This window comes from Curvivirga sp. (genome assembly GCF_965219885.1).
Lineage (GTDB): Bacteria > Pseudomonadota > Alphaproteobacteria > UBA8366 > Aestuariispiraceae > Curvivirga.
In genome coordinates this window covers 1,472,344-1,493,330 of record NZ_CBDCOT010000009.1, presented here as the reverse complement: position 1 = coordinate 1,493,330, position 20,987 = coordinate 1,472,344, and the positions used below count along the sequence as shown (strand labels likewise).

Annotated in this window: 5 protein-coding genes; 1 reads left to right on the top strand and 4 read right to left on the bottom strand. The window is 45.6% G+C overall.

Annotation, left to right across the window (positions count from 1 at the left end):
* Positions 1 to 35: 35 nt before the first annotated feature.
* A complete protein-coding gene (locus ACOQOA_RS12475) occupies positions 36 to 551 on the top strand; it encodes an adenine phosphoribosyltransferase (RefSeq protein WP_420548950.1) in 516 nt (171 codons plus the stop codon).
* Positions 552 to 554: 3 nt separating this feature from the next.
* Here ACOQOA_RS12475 and ACOQOA_RS12470 read toward each other — a convergent pair whose 3' ends face one another.
* The 4 genes from ACOQOA_RS12470 to ACOQOA_RS12455 all read right to left on the bottom strand — a co-directional run bounded on the left by ACOQOA_RS12470 (position 555) and on the right by ACOQOA_RS12455 (position 20,853).
* The gene (locus tag ACOQOA_RS12470) at positions 555 to 1,760 is read right to left on the bottom strand and encodes an amidase (RefSeq protein ID WP_420548949.1); all 1,206 of its coding nucleotides are present in this window, start codon (positions 1,758 to 1,760) and stop codon (positions 555 to 557) included.
* A gap of 37 nt (positions 1,761 to 1,797) precedes the next feature.
* Positions 1,798 to 3,117, bottom strand: coding sequence for an HlyD family type I secretion periplasmic adaptor subunit (locus tag ACOQOA_RS12465; RefSeq protein ID WP_420548948.1), 1,320 nt, complete (start codon positions 3,115 to 3,117; stop codon positions 1,798 to 1,800).
* Positions 3,118 to 3,131: 14 nt separating this feature from the next.
* Entirely contained in the window at positions 3,132 to 5,906 is a 2,775-nt protein-coding gene (locus tag ACOQOA_RS12460) for a type I secretion system permease/ATPase (RefSeq protein WP_420548947.1), read from the bottom strand.
* A gap of 229 nt (positions 5,907 to 6,135) precedes the next feature.
* Positions 6,136 to 20,853 (bottom strand): DUF4114 domain-containing protein, encoded by a 14,718-nt coding sequence (locus ACOQOA_RS12455; RefSeq protein WP_420548946.1) that lies wholly within the window; start codon positions 20,851 to 20,853, stop codon positions 6,136 to 6,138.
* Positions 20,854 to 20,987 lie beyond the last annotated feature (134 nt).

Here is a 20,987-nt window from a genome sequence, read left to right as displayed (position 1 = left end):
AGGCAACCTTAAACATTCCTAAGAAAGTATCTGTAATGGACTTACGCGATCATATTCGTACCGTACCTGATTTTCCTAAACCAGGAATTCTTTTCTATGATATCTCAACTATTCTAGCGAGTGCAGATGCCTGGAAAGCATGCGTAGCACAATTGAAAGAAATTATAGAGCCAATCAAACCAGATTTATTAATTGGTATCGAATCTCGTGGTTTCTTACCAGCTGCACCTCTAGCACTAGAACTTGGTATCGGCTTCACGATGGTACGAAAGAAAGGTAAATTACCTGGTCAAACCATTGGTCACGAATACGAACTGGAATATGGTACCGATACCGTTGAAATTCAAGCAGACGCGATCGAGAAAGGTCAACGTGTTGTGATCCTCGATGATTTACTTGCAACAGGCGGTACAATGCGTGCTGCGATTGATCTAGCAACAAAAGTAGGTGCGGATGTTGCGGCATGCGCATGCATTATTGAATTGGAAGGCTTAGGTGGACGGGACGAAATGAACGCCCCATGCCATAGTCTTGTTCAATACGAGGTCTAGATTTTAAAGTGAAAATTGGGCGAGGCCATTTTTCGCTTCGCCCCCAAGAGCCTCTGCTAAAGCTAACAATTTCTCATCATTTCCTCGCCATGCAAGGAATGACAAACCAACCGGACGACGGTTCACACGCCCCAATGGCATTGTGATCTGTGGTGTCCCTGTGATTCCAGATAGACATGTCATGCGCAAAGAAGCAAATCTGTATGCTTCCATCTCTTCAACAGGTAAATCCCTTAATGGCGCTGGCTCATGTGAGGATGGAAAAACCAAAATGGTTCCGTCTCCAATAATCTTTTTTAGATTATTGGCAACTTCGGCACGTACCTCTTCACCTGCTTTCCATTCAGCCTCAGTTACTGTCTGTGCCCACTCCATACGACCAGCCACGCCATCACTAAAGGTTGGTTTTTCTTTTTCAACCCAATCTTTATGCGTTTGCCATATTTCCCAACCTTGAACATGTCGGTTGGAATTAAACCAATCTTCTATAGTTTCATTCGGACTAGTAAGTTCGACTTCCTTTATATCCCCGAAGATTTCAGCAATAACTTCCAATTTAGGAAGTAACTCTTTAACCACTGCAGGGGATGCTTGATCCCATATCTCTTTAGGCGCAAGAAACTTAAGATCTTTGGAAGGCGTTTCCCAATCATCAAACAACACCTGACCAACGCGACGCAACAATTGTGGATCACGAGCAAACCAACCAATTGTATCAAACCCCGGCGCTAAAGGAAGGATACCTTCCAACGGGATACGGTTATGTGTCGGTCTTAATCCATATAGACCACAATGACTGGATGGAATGCGTACACTGCCACTAGTATCTGAACCAAGCGCAAAATCAACCAAACCACCTGCAACTGCAGAAGCGGAGCCACTACTAGACCCTCCCGGGTCACAATCCAGTGCATTAGGGTTAATCGGTGTTCCATAATGTGAATTATGGCCTATTAAGGAAAATGCCATCTCAACTGTATGGGTTGCCCCCCGGCCTGTCGCACCGGCAGCCAGTAGTTTTTCAATAACTGGCGCATTCTGCGTTGCCGCGTCATGGGTGCGTAACCAATCTGGATTACCAAATGAATTTTTATGACCTGCCATATGAAAGATATCTTTCACGGCAAATGTCATCCTATTAAGCTTTCCCTCGCCTGTTGCATCTGCCTGCCATTCTTCACGAATAAATGCATTAAATGGATCATTCATGATCTTAATATCTCTCTGTTCTATAATTAATTGTAAATTAACGTTCTCGTAATGCGTTTTCTTTAGCCTTAAGAATAGGCTTTAATAGATAATCCAAAACAGTCTTGCGACCTGTCAAAATATCCACTGTCGCTGTCATACCCGTTCTAATCGGCTTATCCTCGCCAAGATTATTTTGTTCTGTCCGCAAACGGATTCGATAGTATGTTTCACCTTGCTCATCTGTGATCGTATCCGGACTAATATCCGTCAAAGTTGCATCCAAGCCGCCATGAATAGAAAAATCATAAGCAGAGACTTTTACCACAGCTGGTAATCCTGGCCATAGTTGAGCGCGATCTGATGGCTGGATACGTGCCTCAACCAATAAAGTATCTTCCAAAGGAACGATTTCAACTAAGTCATCTCCGGGCCCTACTACGCCACCGATGGTATTTTTCAGCACTTGCTTTACGACCCCATGCACTGGAGAACGCACATCTGTGCGGACCGCACGATCCACACCAGCAGAAATATCTTCCAACAAACGTGCTGCATCCACCTGCACAAGGTTCAACTGTTCCTGAGCTTCGGTCTGAAAAGTTAAATTTTTCTCACCGATACGCTCTTCTGCTTCACGTTTTTGGGTTTGAATACGCGGAATAGCCCCACGGTTAGCGTCTATTTCCTGATCGATTTCTGCAAGTTTCTGCTGCACACGTAACAAATCAAGACGCGGAGAAGCTCCCACATCCACCAACGGCTTCACAAGATCATATTCTTCTTGTGTCACCTTTCGTGTTTTTTGTAATTGAGTAAATTTATTGTCGATCTCTTTTAATTCTTGATCTTTTTGCTCGACTTGATTGCGTAATAAGCTTAATTGATTTTCTTGCTGACTACGACGTGCCTGAAAAAGCAATTCTTCCTGTCGTGCAATCTCTGGTGCATTTATCCGCACTTCTTCTGGAAATTGGATATTGTTATTTCCATCGATTTCCGCCACAAGACGCGCAGCTTGTGCTGTTAGGTTCAAATATTGCTTTCTCTTTTCGCCAAGTGCAGCTTCCGCCACTTTATTTTCAATCCGTAATAAAACTTGGCCTTGCTCAACAACCATACCTTCGTTGACAAGAATGTTTGAAATAATACCGCCTTCTAAATGCTGAACGATCTTGGTTTGGCCAGATGGGATAATTTTCCCTTCACCACGGGTTACTTCATCAAGTTCTGCATTATACGCCCAAATAATAAAGCAAACAAAAAAGGTAAAAATTGAAAACAACATAACATGGGCAACACGACTGGCACCGCGATTGGCCATAGGCCCCATCTCGCTATCGGCAATATCTCTTTCCCAGCTTCTTCTGATAGACATAACTATACGCCCTCTTAATCTTTAGCTGTTTGAATGCGACCACTGGCCAAAGCTTCCATCACAGCTTCTTTTGGCCCGTCTGCAACAACAATACCACCATCCATCACAATCAATCGATCAACCAATGTCATTAATGATCCACGATGTGTTACCAAAACCAGGGTTTTATTCCCAATTACCGTTCCAAGACGTGACTTAAATCGGCTTTCAGAAGTATTATCCATGGAACTGGTCGGTTCATCCATAACTAGGATAGGTGGGTCAAGTAACAAAGCACGTGCTACAGCTACAGCTTGACGTTGACCACCAGATAAATTCGCGCCCCTCTCCCCAACAGGCATATCCAATCCCATCGGATGTTTGGACGCAAATTCCTCAACCCCCGCGATACGAGCTGCACGGATAATAGCGGCATCATCTACATAAGGCGCACCAAGGGCAATATTCTCTTTTACAGACCCAAAAAATAAATAAACATCTTGTGGCACCACACCGATATTACGGCGTAGATCTGCCGGATCAACCTGCCGAGTATCTGTGCCATCAATCATCACAGAACCTGCGGTCGGATCATGCAAGCCGAGCATAAGGCGCTCTACAGTACTTTTGCCTGATCCAATACGACCAATAATACCAACTTTCTCACCGGCTTGAATATCAAAGCTAACATTGCGTAAAGCTTCAGTCTGTGCTTCGGGATAAGTAAATCCTACATTCTTATATTCAATATGTCCTGTGAATGTTGGACGATGTACAAATGTACGACCTTGTGGGCGTTCAACAGGTGTTTGCATCATATCATCAAGGGCTGACAATGCTTGTTTTGCCTGATGGAAACGCGTAGCAATACCTGCGATTTGCCCAAGAGGTGCTAAAGCACGGCCTGATAAAATAGTACAAGCAACCAAGGCACCAACTGTTAAGTCACCGTTTTGAATAAGATATACACCAACGACGACAACTCCCACAGTCACCATCTGCATGGACATGCCGGAAAAGTTCATCGCCAATTGTGCCCATCGAGTCGTTAACATGGAAGAGCGGGCTGTACGACTGGTGAAAACTTCCCATGCACGTTGCATACGGCTTTCTGCAGCAGCCAACTTGATCGTCTCGATTCCTGTAATCGCTTCCACCAAAATTGCATGTTTTTGTTGAGCTTCTTGATGTGTATCTTTCATCACCTTTTTCATTGGCATTTGCATCAGCAAACCAACCAAGGCAACGATGAGTACGATCGACGCTGGTACCATCACAATAAAGCCACCACCAATCACATAAATGATCGTCAGGAAAAGTAATATAAATGGTAAATCAATCAGCGTTACCAAAGTACTAGAGGTAAAGAACTCTCGAAGAGATTCAAACTCCCGCATGGAATTGGCAAGCGCACCTGCTGATTGAGGCCGGTCCGCCATTTTCATACCTAACATTTGCTGGAATAAACGTGCGGCAATCCGCGTATCCGCAGTCTTTCCCGCAACATCGACTAGGTATCCCCTGAGAAGCTTTAGAATAAAATCAAAACCAAAGACCATCGTAACGCCGATCGCCAAAACCCACAAAGTTTCTTCCGCAAAGTTAGGTACGACCCGATCATACACATTCATCACAAAAAGTGGACTGGCAATCGCGAAGCAATTAATCAGCAAAGCAGCCATCATCACTTCCAAATAAAGGCGCCAGGAAGACATGATATTTCCCCAGAACCAATCTTTCGGATTCTCTACCTTTTCTTCTTTGGCACGCGCATCAAATTGAAATTCTGGTCGCGCAAAAAGGGTGTAACCAATATAATTTTCTTTTAGTTCCTCAAAACTAACAACTTTAGTTCCTGCGCCCATTTCTGGTAACAAAATGGTTGCCTTACCACCGGACGATATCTCAGTTAAAACCGCAGCTCGCTGTTCTTTTAATAATAAAACACATGGTAACGCCAAGCGGCTAATTGCATCCAAATTTTGTTTTTGAAGCCTTGCTGTAATACCCGCACGCTCTGCAGCACGAATAAACAAATCTGGCGTCATATGACCTTCATCTTCAAGAGGAAGGCCAGCTGTTAATGCATTTGCAGAAATAGGCCGATCTTGAAGGGTACAGAGGATAGTCAAACATCCCAGTAAAGGATCATCATTTTGCCCTGTATTGGGTTTAATATGCCAGCGTGCACTTGCCCGACGCTCACCACTTCTTCGTTCTTCATCAGGCTTTTGTTGTGCAGATGTTTGTGCCCCAATCGCAGAAAACTCATTTGCCTTTTCTTTTTCCGATACAGCTTCTTTTTCATCTTTTTTACGTGCAAAAGCTGCTTTACGAGCCTTTTTCATAACACGTGGCTGAGCATCCTCTTGAGATATATTCGTTTTATCAAGCTTCGAAAGTTTTTCCTCTGAGGCATCTGATTTTGTTTCATCGGAAGAATGTTCACTCATCTTTTTAGCAGCGCTAAAATCGATCTCTTCTTCCTCCTCTTCCTTACCAGCAATTTTTACTGCATCGGTTGTCGACACCACCTTTGCTGCGGTAAAATCTATCTCCTCATCTTCGCCATTTGCGTCAGAAGGTTTGGCAGGTATTTCCGCGCTTCCTTCCAATGGCTTATCTGCATCTAAAAGAGCAGGCGTTTCCTCTTGTACAGCTTTCGAGTCCATTATGGCTTGACGAATTTTAAGTAAAACTTCTTCCCCACTTTCCGCTTGGCTCTCGGCCTCAGTGGTCACAGGTTCTTCAGACGCTTGGGCAGTGTCTTTACCTGTTTCTTGATCTACTATTTTCTCTTTATCCGTCATCTTATCTATCACATTAGAAATTGTTAGATAGGTATTGGTTTTCAAGGATAAAACTATACCGAATCGGTTTCAGTTTCTACTTATTCGCTGCCGAAGGCAACATTAGAAGAGTATCACATCCGAAAATCCATCAAATTTTACTTAAAATTCACATTTCACTTCAAGAAAAATGGCACCTCTCAAATAAGAGAGGTGCCATTCATTCCGATCCATTCTACCTGAGGGGCTATTAAGAGGTAGGTGGTTCCTCGGAACTTTCGATATTAACTGCTGTATCAAGGCCTTCAACAAGAACGATATCGGCATCATTACCACCGCGCTCTTCCTCGCCCTCACCTTTGAACAGGTCATCTTTCATGTCCATTAACTCTTCAGCGCTTAACGCACCACTATCATCAGTATCAGCATCATATTCAGAAATATTATCCTCACCGAAGATTGAGGCGTCTACATCAACCAGTTTCAATGCGTCACCATTATCGCCAAGTTTAATGATTGTATCATTACCGTCCGCAAAGATATCCATATCATCACGATCATAACCACTAATGATTAATTGATCTGTACCTGCTTCAAAGTCGTGAATAGTGTCAACACCATCACCTTCTGCAAAGAAGAATAAATCTTGTTGACCATCGCCATCACCACCTTCTTCACCGCCCCAAAGCTGATCACCACCTTCGAAATCAAATTCTAGATTTTCATCAACCTCAACAGTCACAACAGCGTCATCATAGTCTCTATCGCCACCGCCCTTCAGATCTTCGAAGCCAAGTTCGCCATCTTCATCAATTTGAACATGGACAATACCATCCGGGTTCATCTCAGCAGGACCATCGAAGTAAGCAGGCTCACTACGTCCTTTCAAGACATCACCATCTGGATCAACAACAACCCATTCATCTTGAGCATTTTTCTGGAAGGTAACGTCCATTCCATCCTCAAGATCACTGTTGCGACGATCACCATCCGGGATCAGGAAGAAACCGATATCATCAGCTGTCTTACCAGCAGGGATTTCAATTTCGTATTCTTCGCCTTGTGCGGTTTCGTTTCTTAGATCTTTCCAGATCAACACGCCTTCAGTAGGTTCGCCATTCTCATCCTTCACATAGTAGCCAAAGCTATTATGATAACCAGCACGAGAGCTTTCAAATGTCACCGTAACTGTACCAGGCACCTCAACTTCAACAGCGGTTAATGTTGCACCAGATGCTTCCATAGCAACCACATCAATCTCTTCAGTTGTAACCGTTGTTGTGGTTTCCACCAAGCTTGCATCACCAATAACGCTATCAGCAAATTTGATTGTCTCAAAATTGTTGATCGTCAAATTCATGTTATTCGGACCAGTAATTTGGCCACTGTAAACACCATTATTGTTATGCAATGCACCTAGGTTGTAATCAGATTGATCGCCCGGCAATACAAGAACATCATCACCATTTGTAACATTTACATTTACATTCTGGCCCGGATTGGTTTCAAAAATAACAACGTTATCTCCACCTTCCAGATTAATGTTCGCATTATTTGAATTCCCCTTCACAACGAAGAGATCATCACCACCGCCAACATTGAAGCTTGAATTATTGATGTTGTTAAATACCAAATCACCATTCTCGTGATTTCTGCCATTCGCCGCCTCAGACGCTTCTGCATAATTATTTGCATTCACGTTATTGGCATTACGACCACCACCATCATATTCAAACTCTGTATAAGTTGTTTCTGTGGTTGTTACATAAATCAGATCAGCTTGTGTACCATCACCATTCAACCATTGCATTTCGGTTGTAGTTCCTTGGCCAATCTCAGCCTCACCATCATCTGTACCACCAACAATGAAATCAGATCCAGCACCGCCAACGATCGTATCATCATTCGCACCACCAGTGATAATATCATCACCTAGGTTACCAGAAATATGATCTTCGCCAGCACCGCCATGCAGACTATCATCAAAGCTTGCCGGATCTTTCCAATCGAAGTCAATGTTTGTGATCCAATAATCAGAACTATCTCTCGTGGTTTCCTGACCGCCAGAATATTCTGTTGCAGTGAATACTAATTGATCAAATCCGTCCGGAATATTGATGTTAAGTTCAGTCTGGTTACTACCTTGTGTCGCAGTAAAGGTACCTTCACCTACAACTTCGCCATCTTTCATCGCAACCCATTTACCTTGTTCATGGGCTTCGCTGCGACCTTCATGACGATTACCTTCATTTCTATAAAGGTTGGAGATTCCAACAGTAGCAGAACTCACATCTTGATCAAAAGCTACGGATAATTCTTCAGAAACTTCGTTCTCTTTGTCATATCCTAACTGACCATTCACGCCGGCACTTGGTGTTCCAATGACGGCAAAGGCTTTACCAGCACGGGAATTACCTGTGGAGATTTGGGCATCTTGCAGGCCACCTTCACCATCGGATGTTTTCGCCGTTACAGTGAAGCCCATATCAGTATCACGTACATTTTCCCAAGTAATGGAACCACCATCACCTTCGACATATGTACCACCGTCACCAATGATTGTGTCATCACCTGCGTTACCAGCAATATAATCATCACCAGAACCACCAGTTAGGACATCATCACCAGCACCAACTTCGTTAGCAACATCTACATGAATTGTCGCAACTGTCTCTGCAACATCATCATCTGTTGCACCGGCAACTTCGCCATCAGCCTCGCTATCTGTCGCTGTCGCTGTAACAGTGATATCAAAGTTTGCGGTGCCCGTTGGAACGCTTAATTCAAGACCATCCAGTTGATCTGGTGTCAGATCATATTCTGTAGCACCTGTGAATTCCTCACCATCCGCATTGATTAAGACTGCATCTGTACTGAAACCGGATAGGTTAATGGACAATGTCTCAGACGTATCCGTATCTTTCAAATATGCCTCTACATTCAAGCTTGTAGTCGCCATACCTTCATATACGTCACCATAAATTGCATCATTACCCGCGCCGCCATCGATCGTATCATCGCCAGCACCACCAAAGATACGATCATCACCATCCGTTCCAACAAGAACATCATCCGTGCCCGCATCACCTGTTGCTGTTACATTTTCATCAACAGATACGGTTGGTTGATCAGCAACTGCATTCACATTCACTTGAAGCTGTGCCGTTGTGCTATTTGTCTCAATAGCCCCGGTTTCTGGATCAACATCCTGGCTGTTAACTGTGACGGTTAATGTCATATCTTCGGCACTATGTTCTGCAGATGTCAGTGTAATACCGTCAATGTCATCAGGTGACACTGTCCAGATACCTGTATCTTCATCATAGTCACCCGCAGATAGTTCAGCGCCCTCAGGTAGACCTGAAATCTGATAATTCACAATACTTTCAGAACCATCTGTATCGGTTACACCTGCAGAGATATCCAACTCAATTGGTGTGTCTTCATCTGTATTAATAATGTTATCTGGCTCAACACTACGCTCGAAGCTAATAGAGTTGATCAAATAGTCATCATTTCGATCCGTACCTGCATGGAAGACGATTTCATCAAAATCGGAGCCATTGGTTGGTGCTAATGTCACAGCCTCGTCGATACGATCTGTCACACCACGGAAGGTAACTTCACCAACTTTCACACCATCTTTATAGAATTCTACAGTCGCATCTTCTGTACGATTTTGCCACGCCATGGACACATCGACAGAAGATACATCCTGATCAAACTCTACAGAGATACTTTCAGAGCCACTTTCATTACTTCCAAGTTCCGATCCATGCCCAGACGCATGACCAACCACACCGAAACCGGTATGTGATGGATGCGTATTAATACTGATTTCACCATCAGATCCATCGATATTCTTCGCAGATACTGTAAAGCCTTGATCCGCATCTGTATCTTTCACATTGCTGATATCAATTGTAACAGTCTCAACCGCTGGGGCTTCCACAGACAAGGTTGGTTTATCGGCTACCGCATGAACTTCGACAGTCATCGTTTCAGCATCAGTAGATGCTGTTGTGACATCACCTGTTTCAGGATCAGTTTTCTCACTATGCGCAACAACAGACAAGGTCATATCTGCGCCACTATCCGCAGGTGGTGTGATGCTTAGACCATCAATGTCATCCGCGTCCACAGACCAACTATCGGATACTGCATCATAAGTACCAGCAGATAAAGTCGCACCAGATGGCACGCCTGTGATTGTGATACCTGTCATCTCACCGCCATCAGCGGCTTCGGCACTGATATCCAACGCAATGGCTGTATCTTCATTGCCAGACACATTCTCAACATCAAGATCAGCCGCTTCTGCAACTGCATCAACAGTCACATTGATCTGACCGGAAGAAGTTGCTGTAGAGGTCTCACCTGTCTCTGTATCTGTATCCGTTGTGGTCGCTGTCACATTCAAGGTGAAGTCCGCCGCACTATCAGCAGCAGGCGTGACAGACACACCTGCAGCCACTTCTGCCGGGGTCAATGTCCAGGTATCTGTATCCGCATCATAAGTGCCTGCAGATAAAGTCGCACCGGATGGCACATCTGTAATGGTATAAGATGTAATCTCTTCAGAGCCATCTGTGTCGGTAACAACTGCAGAGAAGTCCAGATCAATCGCTGTATCTTCATCACCTGACGCATCATTCACGCTTAAGTTCGGTGTATCCCCAACTGCGTCAACATTTACATTCGCATCAACTGCATCCGTGGATGTAACCTCATCAGTTAATAAGTTCGTTACATTCGCAACAACATCCAGCTCCATAACACTGTCATCATTGGATGGCGGTGTAATGGTCAAACCATCCATTTGATCCGCAGTGAATGTCACAGAACCATCTGCATTCACTTCACCCGTTTTATTAAACAGAGCTCCATCCGGGATATTAGAGAAGGTATAAGATGTAACTTCAGCCGCACCATTATCTGTGGTTAATGTGGCGGAGACATCAATTGCAATAGCTTCATCTTCATCACCTTGCATCAAGCCAACATTCACTGTCGCGCTTACATCAACAGCAGGGCCATCAAATTCGATATCTTCCCAATCCTTAACAGTCAAACCAATGGCATCAAATGTTTCAGATGGACCATCAGAGCTAGACGCATCACTATTGTCAGCAATGAATTGTTTCAAGGCAACAAGGTCAGCAACAATCGCCGGATCAGAAAGATCATCAGCGGAGTAAGACACGACCAAGGTATCTTCATCTTCACCACCGGCGTAAATTTCACCGGCACCACCTTCACCAACAGTGAAATGACCCGTATCGTCACCACTACCAGCTTCGACAGTATCAATACCTGCACCGCCATCAAGTGTATCGTCGCCGATACCGCCATCAAGAATATCTTCACCTGCATTACCGGAAATATCATCATCCCCGGCACCGCCAACAAGAGTATCATCTCCGGCTACTTCGTAACCACGCAAAGATACGCTATCAATCAGAGCACCATAGCTATCGCTTAAGCCCGCACCAGAGAAGACAAGATTGTAATCGCCAGCTTCTATACCTTCGATATCGAAGGAAGCATCCTGCCAACCTTTCTCAACATCTTCAAAAGATTCAGACCAGACGACTTCACCGTTTGAGTTCACTAGAGATACAGAGAAATCACTTGTTTCCTCCGCATCCAAAGCACCTTTATCACGACCAGAATATTGGAATGCCAAAACAAAGCTACCAGCTGTTAAGGCCACTGCCTGTTGAACAGTAGAGTTATAATGGGCATCCAACTCAAGGAAACTGTCATCAGAAACAGGTGTGCCACCATGGCCATGATCCTGAATTTCAATATGACCTTCGGTCGCTGTCCAACCTTCAATATTCTGGAAAGTACTCCAGCTACCTGGTGTATCTGCCTCAAACTCACCATTCACAATGAGATTTTCGCCAAGGCTAAGCTCGCCATCACCAATTAGAACGTCATCACCGTCGTTACCTTCGATATAATCATCACCGGCACCGCCTGTAATGATGTCATCACCATATCCTGTCATATGAGATACATCGACACTGATGGTTGCAACTTCTTCTGCCACATCATCAGATGCATCTACGACTTCACCTGCAGCTTCACTATCTGTTGCAGTCGCTGTAACTGTAATATCAAAGTTAGCGGTATCAATCGGAACGCTCAACTCTAGGCCTTCAAGTTGATCTGCTGTTAAATCATATTCTGTTGCACCTGTGAATGTTTCACCAGCCGCATTTGTCAAAACTGTATCAATACCGAACCCAGAAAGAGTAATAGACAAGGTTTCTGACAGATCAGTATCCTTCAACGAAGCCGCAATATCCAAGCTTGTTGTTGCCATACCTTCGAAACTGTCGCCAATTAAGGTGTCATTACCCGCACCACCGTCAATTTCGTCATTACCAGAACCACCAGTGATACGATCATCGCCGCTTGTGCCGTCCAATACCAAGTCTTCGCCAGAATCCCCAACCGCTGTCACATCTTCGTCGACAGTCAAGTTTGGCGCATCCGCAACTGCATTTACAACTACTTTAACTGTTTGAGCTTCAGAAGAGGCTGTAGACACTTCATTGGTATCTGGATCGGTCTTCTCTGTATTCACAACAACAGAAAGTTCGAAATCGTCAGCATCATGTGCCGCAGGTGTGATTTTCAGATCTGCAATATCAGCCGCATCAACTGTCCATGTGCCTGTATCTGCATCATATGTGCCTGCAGAAAGTTGCGCATCACCCGCACCTGTAATGGTGTAAGTGGTGATCACGGAACCATCATCTGTAGTCGCACCAATATCCAACGCAATGGCTGTATCTTCATTGCCAGACACATTCTCAACATCAAGATCAGCCGCTTCCGCAACTGCATCAACAGTCACTTTGATCTGACCGGAAGAAGTTGCTGTAGAAGTCTCACCTGTTTCTGTATCTTTATCCGTGGTGGTTGCTGTCACATTCAAGGTGAAGTCAGCCGCACTGTCAGCAGCCGGGGTGACAGACACACCTGCAGCTACTTCTGCCGGGGTCAATGTCCAGGTATCTGTATCCGCATCATAAGTGCCTGCAGATAAAGTCGCACCGGATGGCACACCTGTAATGCTGTAAGATGTAATTGCTTCAGACCCATCTGTATCTGTGACAACTGCAGAGAAGTCCAGATCAATCGCTGTATCTTCATCGCCAGACGCATCATTCACACTTAGGTTCGGTTTGTCGGCAACTGCATTCACTGTGACAGTCACTGTCTCTGCTTCAGAAGAGGCTGTAGACACTTCACCTGTTTCAGGATCAGTCTTCTCTGTATTCACAACAACAGAGAGGTTGATATTTGCATCACTATCAGCAACTGGGGTGATGGTCAGATCTGCAATATCAGCCGCATCAACTGTCCATGTGCCTGTATCTGCATCATATGTGCCTGCAGAAAGCTGCGCATCACCCGCACCTGTAATGGTGTAAGTAGTGATCACGGAACCATCATCTGTAGTCGCACCAATATCCAACGCAATGGCTGTATCTTCATTGCCAGACACATTCTCAACATCAAGATCAGCCGCTTCCGCAACTGCATCAACAGTCACTTTGATCTGACCGGAAGAAGTTGCTGTAGAAGTCTCACCTGTTTCTGTATCTTTATCCGTGGTGGTTGCTGTCACATTCAAGGTGAAGTCAGCCGCACTATCAGCAGCCGGGGTGACAGACACACCTGCAGCTACTTCTGCCGGGGTTAATGTCCAGGTATCTGTATCCGCATCATAAGTGCCTGCAGATAAAGTCGCACCGGATGGCACACCTGTAATGCTGTAAGATGTAATTGCTTCAGACCCATCTGTATCTGTGACAACTGCAGAGAAGTCCAGATCAATCGCTGTATCTTCATTACCAGACGCATCATTCACACTTAGGTTCGGTTTGTCGGCAACTGCATTCACGGCAACAGTCACTGTCTCTGCTTCAGAAGAGGCTGTAGACACTTCACCTGTTTCAGGATCAGTCTTCTTTGTATTCACAACAACAGAGAGGTTGATATTTGCATCACTATCAGCAACCGGTGTGATTTTCAGATCTGCAATATCAGCCGCATCAACTGTCCATGTGCCTGTATCTGCATCATATGTGCCTGCAGAAAGCTGGGCATCACCTGCACCTGTAATGGTGTAAGTGGTGATCACGGAACCATCATCTGTAGTAGCAGCAATATCCAAGGCAATGGCTGTATCTTCATTGCCAGACACATTCTCAACATCAAGATCAGCCGCTTCTGCAACCGCATCAACAGTCACTTTGATCTGACCGGAAGAAGTTGCTGTAGAAGTCTCACCTGTTTCTGTATCTTTATCCGTGGTGGTTGCTGTCACATTCAAGGTGAAGTCAGCCGCACTGTCAGCAGCCGGCGTTACAGACACACCTGCAGCTACTTCTGCCGGGGTCAATGTCCAGGTATCTGTATCCGCATCATAAGTGCCTGCAGATAAAGTCGCACCGGATGGCACACCTGTAATGCTGTAAGATGTAATTGCTTCAGACCCATCTGTATCTGTGACAACTGCAGAGAAGTCCAGATCAATCGCTGTATCTTCATCGCCAGACGCATCATTCACACTTAGGTTCGGTTTGTCGGCAACTGCATTCACTGTGACAGTCACTGTCTCTGCTTCAGAAGAGGCTGTAGACACTTCTTTGGTCTCTGGATCAGTCTTCTCTGTATTCACAACAACAGAGAGGTTGATATTTGCATCACTATCAGCAACTGGGGTAATTTTCAGATCCGCAATGTCAGCCGCATCAACTGTCCATGTGCCTGTATCTGCATCATATGTGCCTGCAGAAAGTTGCGCATCACCCGCACCTGTAATGGTGTAAGTAGTGATCACGGAACCATCATCTGTAGTCGCACCAATATCCAACGCAATGGCTGTATCTTCATTGCCAGACACATTCTCAACATCAAGATCAGCCGCTTCCGCAACTGCATCAACAGTCACTTTGATCTGACCGGAAGAAGTTGCTGTAGAAGTCTCACCTGTTTCTGTATCTTTATCCGTGGTGGTTGCTGTCACATTCAAGGTGAAGTCAGCCGCACTGTCAGCAGCCGGGGTGACAGACACACCTGCAGCTACTTCTGCCGGGGTTAATGTCCAGGTATCTGTATCCGCATCATAAGTGCCTGCAGATAAAGTCGCACCGGATGGCACACCTGTAATGCTGTAAGATGTAATTGCTTCAGAACCATCTGTGTCGGTAACAACTGCAGAGAAGTCCAGATCAATCGCTGTATCTTCATTACCAGACGCATCATTCACACTTAGGTTCGGTTTATCCGCAACCGCATTCACGGCAACAGTCACTGTCTCTGCTTCAGAAGAGGCTGTAGACACTTCACCTGTTTCAGGATCAGTCTTCTTTGTATTCACAACAACAGAGAGGTTGATATTTGCATCACTATCAGCAACCGGTGTGATTTTCAGATCTGCAATATCAGCCGCATCAACTGTCCATGTGCCTGTATCTGCATCATATGTGCCTGCAGAAAGCTGGGCATCACCTGCACCTGTAATGGTGTAAGTGGTGATCACGGAACCATCATCTGTAGTAGCAGCAATATCCAAGGCAATGGCTGTATCTTCATTGCCAGACACATTCTCAACATCTAGATCAGCCGCTTCTGCAACCGCATCAACAGTCACTTTGATCTGACCGGAAGAGGTTGCGGTAGAGGTCTCACCTGTTTCTGTATCTTTATCCGTGGTGGTTGCTGTCACATTCAAGGTGAAGTCAGCCGCACTGTCAGCAGCCGGGGTGACAGACACACCTGCAGCTACTTCTGCCGGGGTCAATGTCCAGGTATCTGTATCTGCATCATAAGTGCCTGCAGATAAAGTCGCACCGGATGGCACACCTGTAATGCTGTAAGATGTAATTGCTTCAGATCCATCTGTATCTGTGACAACTGCAGAGAAGTCCAGATCAATCGCTGTATCTTCATCGCCAGACGCATCATTCACACTTAGGTTCGGTTTGTCGGCAACTGCATTCACTGTGACAGTCACTGTCTCTGCTTCAGAAGAGGCTGTAGACACTTCACCTGTTTCAGGATCAGTCTTCTTTGTATTCACAACAACAGAGAGGTTGATATTTGCATCACTATCAGCAACCGGTGTGATTTTCAGATCTGCAATATCAGCCGCATCAACTGTCCATGTGCCTGTATCTGCATCATATGTGCCTGCAGAAAGCTGGGCATCACCTGCACCTGTAATGGTGTAAGTGGTGATCACGGAACCATCATCTGTAGTAGCAGCAATATCCAAGGCAATGGCTGTATCTTCATTGCCAGACACATTCTCAACATCAAGATCAGCCGCTTCTGCAACCGCATCAACAGTCACTTTGATCTGACCGGAAGAAGTTGCTGTAGAAGTCTCACCTGTTTCTGTATCTTTATCCGTGGTGGTTGCTGTCACATTCAAGGTGAAGTCAGCCGCACTGTCAGCAGCCGGCGTTACAGACACACCTGCAGCTACTTCTGCCGGGGTCAATGTCCAGGTATCTGTATCCGCATCATAAGTGCCTGCAGATAAAGTCGCACCGGATGGCACACCTGTAATGCTGTAAGATGTAATTGCTTCAGACCCATCTGTATCTGTGACAACTGCAGAGAAGTCCAGATCAATCGCTGTATCTTCATCGCCAGACGCATCATTCACACTTAGGTTCGGTTTGTCGGCAACTGCATTCACTGTGACAGTCACTGTCTCTGCTTCAGAAGAGGCTGTAGACACTTCACCTGTTTCAGGATCAGTCTTCTCTGTATTCACAACAACAGAGAGGTTGATATTTGCATCACTATCAGCAACTGGGGTGATGGTCAGATCTGCAATATCAGCCGCATCAACTGTCCATGTGCCTGTATCTGCATCATATGTGCCTGCAGAAAGCTGCGCATCACCCGCACCTGTAATGGTGTAAGTGGTGATCACGGAACCATCATCTGTAGTAGCAGCAATATCCAAGGCAATGGCTGTATCTTCATTGCCAGACACATTCTCAACATCAAGATCAGCCGCTTCCGCAACTGCATCAACAGTCACTTTGATCTGACCGGAAGAAGTTGCTGTAGAAGTCTCACCTGTTTCTGTATCTTTATCCGTGGTGGTTGCTGTCACATTCAAGGTGAAGTCAGCCGCACTGTCAGCAGCCGGGGTGACAGACACACCTGCAGCTACTTCTGCCGGGGTCAATGTCCAGGTATCTGTATCCGCATCATAAGTGCCTGCAGATAAAGTCGCACCGGATGGCACACCTGTAATGCTGTAAGATGTAATTGCTTCAGACCCATCTGTATCTGTGACAACTGCAGAGAAGTCCAGATCAATCGCTGTATCTTCATCGCCAGACGCATCATTCACACTTAGGTTCGGTTTGTCGGCAACTGCATTCACTGTGACAGTCACTGTCTCTGCTTCAGAAGAGGCTGTAGACACTTCACCTGTTTCAGGATCAGTCTTCTCTGTATTCACAACAACAGAGAGGTTGATATTTGCATCACTATCAGCAACTGGGGTGATGGTCAGATCCGCAATGTCAGCCGCATCAACTGTCCATGTGCCTGTATCTGCATCATATGTGCCTGCAGAAAGTTGCGCATCACCCGCACCTGTAATGGTGTAAGTAGTGATCACGGAACCATCATCTGTAGTCGCACCAATATCCAACGCAATGGCTGTATCTTCATTGCCAGACACATTCTCAACATCAAGATCAGCCGCTTCCGCAACTGCATCAACAGTCACTTTGATCTGACCGGAAGAAGTTGCTGTAGAAGTCTCACCTGTTTCTGTATCTTTATCCGTGGTGGTTGCTGTCACATTCAAGGTGAAGTCAGCCGCACTGTCAGCAGCCGGGGTGACAGACACACCTGCAGCTACTTCTGCCGGGGTTAATGTCCAGGTATCTGTATCCGCATCATAAGTGCCTGCAGATAAAGTCGCACCGGATGGCACACCTGTAATGCTGTAAGATGTAATTGCTTCAGAACCATCTGTGTCGGTAACAACTGCAGAGAAGTCCAGATCAATCGCTGTATCTTCATTACCAGACGCATCATTCACACTTAGGTTCGGTTTATCCGCAACCGCATTCACGGCAACAGTCACTGTCTCTGCTTCAGAAGAGGCTGTAGACACTTCACCTGTTTCAGGATCAGTCTTCTTTGTATTCACAACAACAGAGAGGTTGATATTTGCATCACTATCAGCAACCGGTGTGATTTTCAGATCTGCAATATCAGCCGCATCAACTGTCCATGTGCCTGTATCTGCATCATATGTGCCTGCAGAAAGCTGGGCATCACCTGCACCTGTAATGGTGTAAGTGGTGATCACGGAACCATCATCTGTAGTAGCAGCAATATCCAAGGCAATGGCTGTATCTTCATTGCCAGACACATTCTCAACATCAAGATCAGCCGCTTCCGCAACCGCATCAACAGTCACTTTGATCTGACCGGAAGAAGTTGCTGTAGAAGTCTCACCTGTTTCTGTATCTTTATCCGTGGTGGTTGCTGTCACATTCAAGGTGAAGTCAGCCGCACTATCAGCAGCCGGGGTGACAGACACACCTGCAGCCACTTCTGCCGGGGTCAATGTCCAGCTATCTGTATCCGCATCATAAGTGCCTGCAGATAAAGTCGCACCGGATGGTACACCTGTAATGCTGTAAGACGTAATTGCTTCAGACCCATCTGTATCTGTAACAACTGCAGAGAAGTCCAGATCAATCGCTGTATCTTCATTACCAGACGCATCATTCACACTTAGGTTCGGTTGATCCGCAACCGCCTCAACAATAACAGTTGCGGCCTCAGAGCTTGTGGATGTCACTTCATCGGTGAATAAGTTAGTCACATTGGCAACAACAGAGAGGTTGATATTTGCATCACTATCAGCAACCGGTGTGATAGTCAGACCTGCAATGTCATCTGCATCAACTGTCCATGTGCCTGTATCCGCATCATATGTGCCTGCAGAAAGCTGCGCATCACCCGCACCAGAGAAGGTATAAGATGTAACCTCAGCCGCACCATTATCTGTGGTTAATGTAGCAGAGACATCAATTGCAATGGCTGTATCTTCATCACCTTGCATCAGGCCAACATTCACTGTTGCACTTACATCAACAGCAGGGCCATCAAATTCGATATCTTCCCAATCTTTAACGGTCAAACCAATAGCATCAAATGTTTCAGATGGACCATCAGAGCTAGACGCATCACTATTGTCAGCAATAAATTGCTTCAAAGCAACAAGATCGGCAACAATTGCTGGATCAGAAAGATCATCCGCAGAGTAACTTACAAGTAAGGTATCTGTACCCTCACCACCTGCATAGGTTTCACCAACACCACCTTCACCAACGGTGAATTTACCAACATCATCATCTTCGCCAGCATCGACGGTATCGATACCCGTACCGCCATCAAGCGCATCACTACCTTTACCGCCATATAGCTCATCATCACCAGCCTCACCAAGCAAGGTGTCATCACCGGATTCGCCATAGATCTCATCTGAACCTATACCGCCACCAACAGTATCATCACTAGAGCCAGCTTCGATAAAATCATCACCAGCCCCACCATCAATCAAATCATCGCCGGAACCACCATCAATAGTATCATCACCAATACCACCGCTGATACTATCATCACCAGATCCGCCATCCAGCACATCATCGCCGTCTTCGCCGTAAATTTTATCCGCGCCAGAACCACCATCGATGTTATCATTTCCAATGCCGCCACGAATTACATCTTCACCAGACCCGCCTTCAAGCGTGTCGTCGCCTTCCTGACCATAGATTTCATCATCGCCAGAACCGCCATCAATAGTATCATCACCTGCAGTTTCTTCATTGATAGTAACTGTAAAACTATCCTCAACCGCGCCTGCAACGAATGGCGCAGTTGCAGAGAAGCTAATGTCAATTTCATCGACATCAGCATCAGAAGTAAACACCACATCATTAATTTGATTGCCTGCCACTTGCCACTGATTATCACCCAATGAAATTGCAGGCGCAGCAACAGTAACCCCTTCAGGAACCGTCACAACAATAGTCACGTCGGGTGAATTCAAATCAACATCAGTAACAACACCATCTGTGGTTTCTGTGTAAGTCGTCTCAATATCAAGTGTAAACTCACCAACGGATTGACCATCGCCATACAACACATCATCCTGCGTCGTACCTTCAATAACGTCATCACCGCCGCCGCCAAATACAGCAGCATCAAAATCAGCAGCATCAAGGAAATCATCACCTGCGAATTTTGCATCAAATGCTGGCGGCGCCCCGAGATCAAGATCCAAATCATAAGCAACCAATGGCGGTGGCGTTACTTCCACGAATGGGTCGTTCGGCTCAGGATCAGGAGTAGGCTCAGGATCAGGATCAGGAGTGGGATTAGGAACAGGACCAGGGATAGGATCAGGCTCAGAACCACCAAAAATATCATCTGGACGATCAAACCCATCAAGAGCTTCGATTGCATCTGAAAAACGGGAACCATAACTTGTCACAGGCGAGCCCGCAGATTCGCCAGAGGCCGTATCAACACCTTGCAACGCATCAGCCAAGGCATCCAAGTCAGCTGTCGCCTCAATCAATTCCTCTGCAGACATTGTACCACCATCTGCAAGCAACAAAATCGGAGGTTCTTCCGAGAAAGCAGCATCAACCAAGGAGTTTAAGATAATCTGGGAACCATCAGCAAAAGAAATGATAATATCATTTTCGGTCTGCTCAACATCCACATCATCAAGAGAAAAAGTCAAACGCAAGGGCTGACCAGGTTCGATTTGATATTCCGCGATTTCCCCACCAGCTGGCTGCTCAAGAACGATTGCGCGCTCCGCCAATTCAGCCGTTTCAGCAGTTACATTAAAAACAGAACCGTCATTACCTGTAATATCAGACATTCTCTTTTACCTCTTTTGATAATGTCGCTTTAGCAGCCCACCCACCATATCTCACGACATAAAGGCGACCTAAAACAGATCACCCCACATTAGAATTCAGTTATAAGATATAGGATAAGCCATATATTTCAACA

Bases quoted from the DNA above. Each gene is read 5' to 3' on its own strand.
- ACOQOA_RS12475 (WP_420548950.1), top strand. From the start codon at position 36: ATGGACTTACGCGATCATATTCGTACCGTACCTGATTTTCCTAAACCA.
- ACOQOA_RS12470 (WP_420548949.1), bottom strand. From the start codon at position 1,760: ATGAATGATCCATTTAATGCATTTATTCGTGAAGAATGGCAGGCAGAT.
- ACOQOA_RS12465 (WP_420548948.1), bottom strand. From the start codon at position 3,117: ATGTCTATCAGAAGAAGCTGGGAAAGAGATATTGCCGATAGCGAGATG.
- ACOQOA_RS12460 (WP_420548947.1), bottom strand. From the start codon at position 5,906: ATGACGGATAAAGAGAAAATAGTAGATCAAGAAACAGGTAAAGACACT.
- ACOQOA_RS12455 (WP_420548946.1), bottom strand. From the start codon at position 20,853: ATGTCTGATATTACAGGTAATGACGGTTCTGTTTTTAATGTAACTGCT.